This is a genomic window from Streptomyces sp. NPDC007346 (assembly GCF_040703535.1).
GTDB lineage: Bacteria > Actinomycetota > Actinomycetes > Streptomycetales > Streptomycetaceae > Streptomyces.
The window spans coordinates 1-6,521 of record NZ_JBEYKR010000244.1; the positions used below are offsets into that span (position 1 = coordinate 1).

Annotated in this window: 4 protein-coding genes and 1 pseudogene; 3 read left to right on the forward strand and 2 right to left on the reverse strand. The window is 71.4% G+C overall.

Features of this window, described 5'->3' with window-relative positions; translation table 11 throughout:
• Nucleotides 1-93 precede the first annotated feature (93 nt).
• Together dxs and AB0917_RS33215 are read left to right on the forward strand one after the other, a co-directional pair.
• A pseudogene (dxs, locus tag AB0917_RS33210) lies at nucleotides 94-1,707 on the forward strand (1-deoxy-D-xylulose-5-phosphate synthase); the annotation flags it as partial.
• Nucleotides 1,708-1,897: 190 nt separating this feature from the next.
• Nucleotides 1,898-3,385, forward strand: coding sequence for an amino acid permease (locus AB0917_RS33215; protein ID WP_366823435.1), 1,488 nt, complete (start codon nucleotides 1,898-1,900; stop codon nucleotides 3,383-3,385).
• Between the two features lie 65 nt (nucleotides 3,386-3,450).
• Here AB0917_RS33215 and AB0917_RS33220 read toward each other — a convergent pair whose 3' ends face one another.
• Nucleotides 3,451-3,852 (reverse strand): NTP pyrophosphohydrolase, encoded by a 402-nt coding sequence (locus tag AB0917_RS33220; protein WP_366823436.1) that lies wholly within the window; start codon nucleotides 3,850-3,852, stop codon nucleotides 3,451-3,453.
• 81 nt (nucleotides 3,853-3,933) lie between these two features.
• Nucleotides 3,934-5,013, reverse strand: a complete 1,080-nt coding sequence (locus tag AB0917_RS33225; protein ID WP_366823437.1) for an LCP family protein — start codon at nucleotides 5,011-5,013, stop codon at nucleotides 3,934-3,936.
• A gap of 338 nt (nucleotides 5,014-5,351) precedes the next feature.
• Here AB0917_RS33225 and AB0917_RS33230 point away from each other — a divergent pair, with 338 nt between their 5' ends.
• Nucleotides 5,352-6,467 carry a hypothetical protein gene (locus tag AB0917_RS33230; protein ID WP_366823438.1) on the forward strand — a complete coding sequence of 372 codons (1,116 nt, stop codon included), beginning with the start codon at nucleotides 5,352-5,354 and terminating at the stop codon, nucleotides 6,465-6,467.
• Nucleotides 6,468-6,521 lie beyond the last annotated feature (54 nt).

Genomic DNA, 6,521 nt, shown 5'->3' on the forward strand with positions numbered 1-6,521 from the left:
ACGCCCTGATGCGCAACCTGCGTGACTACCTCAACAGCCTGGGCAGCAAGGGCCACCTGCCTACGCTGAACGTGCGCTGCTTCTGCCACAACCGCCCGCGCCGAGTCCGAGCACGACATCATCGAGAACAGCCACGCCTCCGCCGTCCTCGGCTGGGCCGACGGCCTGGCCAAGGCGAACGAGGTGCTCGCCAAGGACGACCACGTCGTCGCGGTCATCGGTGACGGCGCCCTCACCGGCGGTATGGCCTGGGAGGCGCTGAACAACATCGCCGCCGCCAAGGACCGCCCGCTCGTCATCGTCGTCAACGACAACGAGCGCTCGTACGCTCCCACCATCGGCGGCCTGGCCAACCACCTCGCCACGCTCCGCACCACCGACGGCTACGAACGCTTCCTGGCCCGCGGCAAGGACATCCTGGAGCGCACGCCCGTCGTCGGCCGCCCGCTCTACGAGACCCTGCACGGCGCCAAGAAGGGCCTGAAGGACTTCATCGCCCCGCAGGGGATGTTCGAGGACCTCGGCCTGAAGTACGTCGGCCCCATCGACGGCCACGACATCGAGGCCCTGGAGTCCGCGCTCCAGCGCGCCAAGCGCTTCGGCGGCCCGGTCATCGTGCACTGCCTCACCGAGAAGGGCCGCGGCTACACCCCGGCCCTCCAGGACGAGGCCGACCGCTTCCACGCGGTGGGCAAGATCCACCCGGACACCGGCCTGCCGATCTCCACCTCCGGCCTGGACTGGACCTCGGTCTTCGGCGAGGAGATGGTCAAGCTCGGCCACGAGCGCGAGGACATCGTCGCCATCACCGCGGCCATGCTCCAGCCTGTCGGCCTCGGCAAGTTCGAGGAGGCCTTCCCGGACCGGATCTACGACGTCGGCATCGCCGAGCAGCACGGCGCGGTCTCCGCGGCGGGCCTGGCCACCGGCGGCCTCCACCCGGTCTTCGCGGTCTACGCCACCTTCCTCAACCGCGCCTTCGACCAGGTCCTGATGGACGTGGCCCTGCACAAGTGCGGCGTCACCTTCGTCCTGGACCGGGCCGGCGTCACCGGCACGGACGGCGCCTCGCACAACGGCATGTGGGACATGTCGATCCTCCAGTGCGTGCCCACGCTCCGGATCGCCGCCCCGCGCGACGCCGACCAGGTCCGCGCCCAGCTGCGCGAGGCCGTCGCCGTCGACGACGCGCCCACCGTGGTCCGCTTCTCCAAGGGCGCGGTCGGCCCGGCCGTCAAGGCGGTCGGCAGGGCCGGAGGCATGGACATCCTGCGCGAGCCGAAGGCCGTCCGCCCCGACGTCCTGATCGTCTCCGTCGGCGCGCTGGCCCCGATGTGCCTGGAGATCGCCGACCTGCTGGACGCCCAGGGCATCTCCAGCACCGTCGTGGACCCGCGCTGGGTCAAGCCGGTCGACGAGGCGCTCGCCCCGCTCGCCGAGCGCCACCGCGTCGTCGTCACGGTCGAGGACAACAGCCGCGCCGGAGGTGTCGGTTCCGCCGTCGCCCAGGCCCTGCGCGACGCCGGTGTCGACGTACCGCTGCGCGACTTCGGCATCCCGCCGGTCTTCCTCGACCACGCCTCCCGGGGCGAGGTCATGGCCGAGATCGGACTGACCGCGCCGGATATCGCCCGCCAGGTCACCGGCCTGGTCGCCAAGCTCGACGGCCGCTTCGAGAGCCGCGCCGTGGAGCCCGCCCGCGACTGATCCGACCGGTCTTCCTACGGCCGATGGGCCGGGAGAACCACCCCTGTACGGGTGGTTCTCCCGGCCCATTCGCATGAAACGGGCCAGATGGCGCGATCACGTGCCCACCGGGTCCCAATCATGGCGTTCACAACGAGTGCGTGGAGGTACGCAGGTGAGCGCGCAGGTCACACCACCCCGCGGAAACGGCATGCTCCGCACCAAATCCGTCGAACAGTCGATCCTCGACACCGAGGAGCCGGAACACGCGCTCAAGAAGTCCCTCTCCGCCCTGGACCTCACGGTCTTCGGCGTGGGTGTCATCATCGGCACCGGCATCTTCGTCCTGACGGGCAAGGTCGCCAAGGAGACGGCGGGGCCGGCGACCGCCATCGCGTTCGCCGTGGCCGGTGTCGTGTGCGCGCTGGCCGCGCTCTGCTACGCCGAATTCGCCTCCACCGTCCCGGTGGCCGGCTCCGCGTACACCTTCTCGTACGCCTCGCTCGGCGAGCTGGTGGCCTGGATCATCGGCTGGGACCTGGTGCTGGAGTTCGCGCTGGGCACGGCGGTGGTCGCGGTCGGCTGGTCCGGCTACGTCCGCTCCCTGATGGACAACGTCGACTGGACGATGCCCGAAGCCCTTTCCGGACCCGATGTGGCCGAAGGGCTCGGCTTCGACGTGCTGGCCTTCGTCCTGGTGCTGATCCTGACCGTCATCCTGGTCGTCGGCATGAAGCTCTCCGCCCGGGTCACCTCGGTCGTGGTCGCGATCAAGGTCGGCGTCGTCCTCATGGTGATCGTCGCGGGCCTCTTCTTCGTCAAGGCCGAGAACTACAAGCCGTTCATCCCCCCGGCCGAGAAGCAGCCCGCCGGTTCCGGCTGGGACGCCCCGCTGGTCCAGCTGGTCTTCGGCTACGAGCCCACCAACTTCGGCGTGATGGGCATCTTCACCGCCGCCTCCATCGTCTTCTTCGCCTTCATCGGCTTCGACGTGGTGGCCACCGCGGCCGAGGAGACCAAGCTGCCCCAGCGCGACATGCCGCGCGGCATCCTCGGCTCACTCGTCATCTGCACCCTGCTCTACGTGGCGGTCTCGATCGTGGTCACCGGCATGCAGCACTACAGCGAACTCTCCGTCAGCGCCCCGCTCGCCGACGCCTTCAAGGCCACCGGGCACCCCTTCTACGCCGGTCTGATCAGCTTCGGCGCCGCGGTCGGCCTCACCACGGTCTGCATGATCCTGCTGCTCGGCCAGACCCGGGTCTTCTTCGCGATGAGCCGCGACGGCCTGCTCCCGCGCTTCTTCTCCAAGACCCACCCGCGCTTCCACACCCCGTACCGCCCCACGATCCTGCTCGGCGTGCTGATCGCGGTCATCGCCGGGTTCACGAGCATCGACGAGCTGGCCACCCTGGTGAACATCGGCACGCTCTTCGCGTTCGTCGTCGTCGCGCTCGGCGTGCTGGTCCTGCGCCGCACCCGCCCCGAACTGCCCAGGGCCTTCCGCACCCCGTGGGTGCCGGTGCTGCCGATCGCCTCGGTGGCCGCCTCGATCTGGCTGATGCTCAATCTGCCGGTGGAGACCTGGGTGCGGTTCGCCGTCTGGATGGCGCTCGGCGTGATCATCTACTTCGTGTACGGGCGCTCCCACAGCCGGCTGGGCAAGGAGGGCCGCCAGGGCGCGCCCGGCGGATCCTGACCGAACAGGCCGAACAGGCCGAACAGGCCGAACAGGCCGGACAGATCGGGCAGGCCGGACCCGCCCTACCGTTCCCCGGACCGCGGCAGCGGCCGTACCGTACGGGGCCCCACGCACCGCGCCCCGTACGCCTCGACCCGCCGGCGCAGTCCGCGGTCGGCGGTGACGACGACGCAGCCGCGCTCCGGGGCGGCCGCCGCCAGTTCGGCGATCAGGTCGTCACCGCTGCCGGGGGCCGGGACGACCTCGACGCCGGCCACGGACCCGACGCCCCGGGCGGCCCCTTCCACGACGAGCAGGATCTCCACGGGGCCCGGCAGCCCCGGCAGCCCGTCCGCCGCGTACGGGACCAGTGAGTCCCGCAGCCGGATCGCCGCCCCTCGCCGGTCCCGCCACCACCCGTCGGGCACGGACCCGACCACGTTGGCTCCGTCCACGATCACCCGTACCGCCGCGCCGTCACTCATCCCGGCAGGGTCCCACGGACGGCGGCGCTCCCGGGGCACCGGCCGAGCGGGCCGCACGCCGGCGCCCGCCCCGGGCCGCGGTCAGCCGCCGGTGGCGGGGGACTTCTTCGCTTCCTCGGGGATCGCGGTGTCCTCGCGGATCGCCTTCCACAGCTGCCCGGCCTGCGGCTCGGCCGCGACCACGCGATTCCGGTCGATCTTGTCGTACGCCACCGGAAGCATGATCGTCTCCATCGTGGCCGGGTCGACGCCGTTCATCGAACGGGCGAACTCCGCCAGCGAGGTGAGCGAGGCGAGCCCCGAGTCGGTGGTGAGCGACTTGGTGGCCGAGTTGGCGATCTTGTACGAACTCGCCGGACTGCCCAGCAGATCCTGCGACTTGACCTCGCTCAGCAGGGCCATCAGGAACTGCTGCTGGAGCCCGATGCGGCCGAGGTCGCTGCCGTCGCCGATACCGTGCCGGGTCCGGACGTACGCGAGGGACTCGGTGCCGTTCAGCTTCTGCGGACCCGCGGTGAGGTTGAGCCCGGACGCCTTGTCGTCGATGTCCTGCGGCACGTCGACGGTGACCCCGCCGATGGCGTCGACCAGGTCCTTGAACCCGGCGAAGTCGATCTCCAGGTAGTGGTCGATGCGGACGCCGGACATCTGCTCCACCGTCTTCACCACACAGGCCGGACCGACCTGCGCGTAGACGGAGTTGAACATGACGCGCTCCTCGGCGGGCACGGTCGGTCCGCCGTCCTTGGCGCACTCGGGCCGGGTCACCAGCGTGTCGCGCGGTATGGAGACGGCGACGGCCTTCGACCGGCCCTCCGGTATGTGCACCACCAGCGCCGTGTCGGAGCGGGCGCCGCCGACGTTCCCGCCGCCGCCCAGCTCCTCGTTCTCCGCGCCGGCCCGCGAGTCCGAGCCCAGGACCAGCAGGTTCTGCCCGCTGGTGGGGAGCTTCTCCGGGCGGTCCGCACCGAGCGCCTGGTCGATGTCGACGCCCTTGATGTTGCCGTCGAGCCGGCTGTAGAGCCAGTAGGCGGTGCCGGCGCCCGCGAGCAGCAGGACGAGGAGCAGGCTGAGCACGATCTTCAGGCCGCGGCGGCGCTTGCGCGGTTCGGCCGCGCGTCGGGAGGCGCGGCGGCCCGGAGGCATGACGTCGTTGCTCATCCTGTTTCGAGTCCCTAGGTATCGCGGCCCCGTGGGGGCTGTGGCGGGTGGACTCGGGTGGGGGGAGGAGCCGGTCCGACATGCGTGGTGGGTAGCACTATAGACAATCGATCGAGCGCACGTGCGAGTACCGAAGCGCGCGGCACGGCCGCGCAGCCGTCCGGGCGGTGTCGCGTCGCCAGGGGTCCGCGACCCGGAGCGCCGACGGTTCCGGGCGGGCAGGTGAACCCGGGGGGACAAAAGGCTGAACCTATGATGGGTTCGCCCCTTCCCGAAGGGCAGGCCGTCGGACGGCCTTCCGAGACGGGCCGAGAATCACCAGAAGGCGACCTCACACCATGCCGGTCAGATCCGCACGCTCCGCACGGAGGACCGCTCCCCAGCCGGGCGCCTCCGAAAGTCAGGGCGGCCATTCCGCCGAGGCCACGGTCGACGGACGATGGCTGTTGCTCGGGTCGGACGGGAGGCTCGCCGCGTACGCGCGCAACCGCGAGGGCGTGCTCCGCTGGACCGAGGAGCGGCCGGGCGGCTCGGCCTGGGCGGGGCCCGACTTCTTTCCGGCCCCCGGTCTGACGCACCTCTTCATCACGCAGGGTGCCGACGGCTATGTGCACTTCGTGGGCCGCCGCTCGGTGGAGAAGCCGGACGGCCCTCCGGCCGTGGACCTGGTCCACGCCATCCAGTACCAGTCGGGACGCCCGCTCACCGCGTGGCGCTCGCTCGGCAATCCGCACAAGGACCGGGAGAAGGCCGCGAGGCTCGGGGCGCCGGCGGGCGCGGTCGACGACGCGGGCACCCTGTACATCCTGGTGCGCAACGCCGGGCGGGGCCTGATGCTGCGCCGCGAGGACAAGACCGGCAAATGGGAGGCCTGGCGTGATCTGAAGGGCAGCATGTTCCAGGACGCACCTGCCGTGACGGCCGCGGCCTCGGGCCGGATCGAGCTGTTGATCCCGGGGGAGGAGGGGGCCGGCCGGTGGGTGCAGTCCGAGCCGCACACGGTGCCCGAGCGCGCGGAGAACATTCCGGTGGCCATCGTCCCCGGCAGTGCGGTGGCCCTGGAGACCGCCCCGGACCGCGCCACCTACTACTGGACCGACCCGGAGTCCGGCTCCGTCGTCGCCCACCGCCCAGGCGGTTGGGTGATCCCGCTGGGAGGATCCCCCGGCGGCCCCGTCACGGCGATGCGCGCCATGCTGGGCGACTACGACTGCACGGTCCTGGCGCACTGCGACTCCGAGGGGCACGTCATGCTGGCGGCCTGCGGGACCGAGAACGAGAGCGCCGGCCTGTGGTGGTCGCCCACCGGCGAGCGCGGCACGGGCACCCCGGGCCTGGCGCTGGACGTCTACGGGAGGGTGGTCATCGCCGCACTGGCCCCCGACGGGAGTGTCCGGGTCGCCCGCCAGAACGACGAGCCCGGGTTGGCCATGGGGCCCTCGGCCCGTATCTGAAACCGCCGAAGGGGGCCTCGCCGGGACCGGTGAGGCCCCCATCGGCGTGCCCGG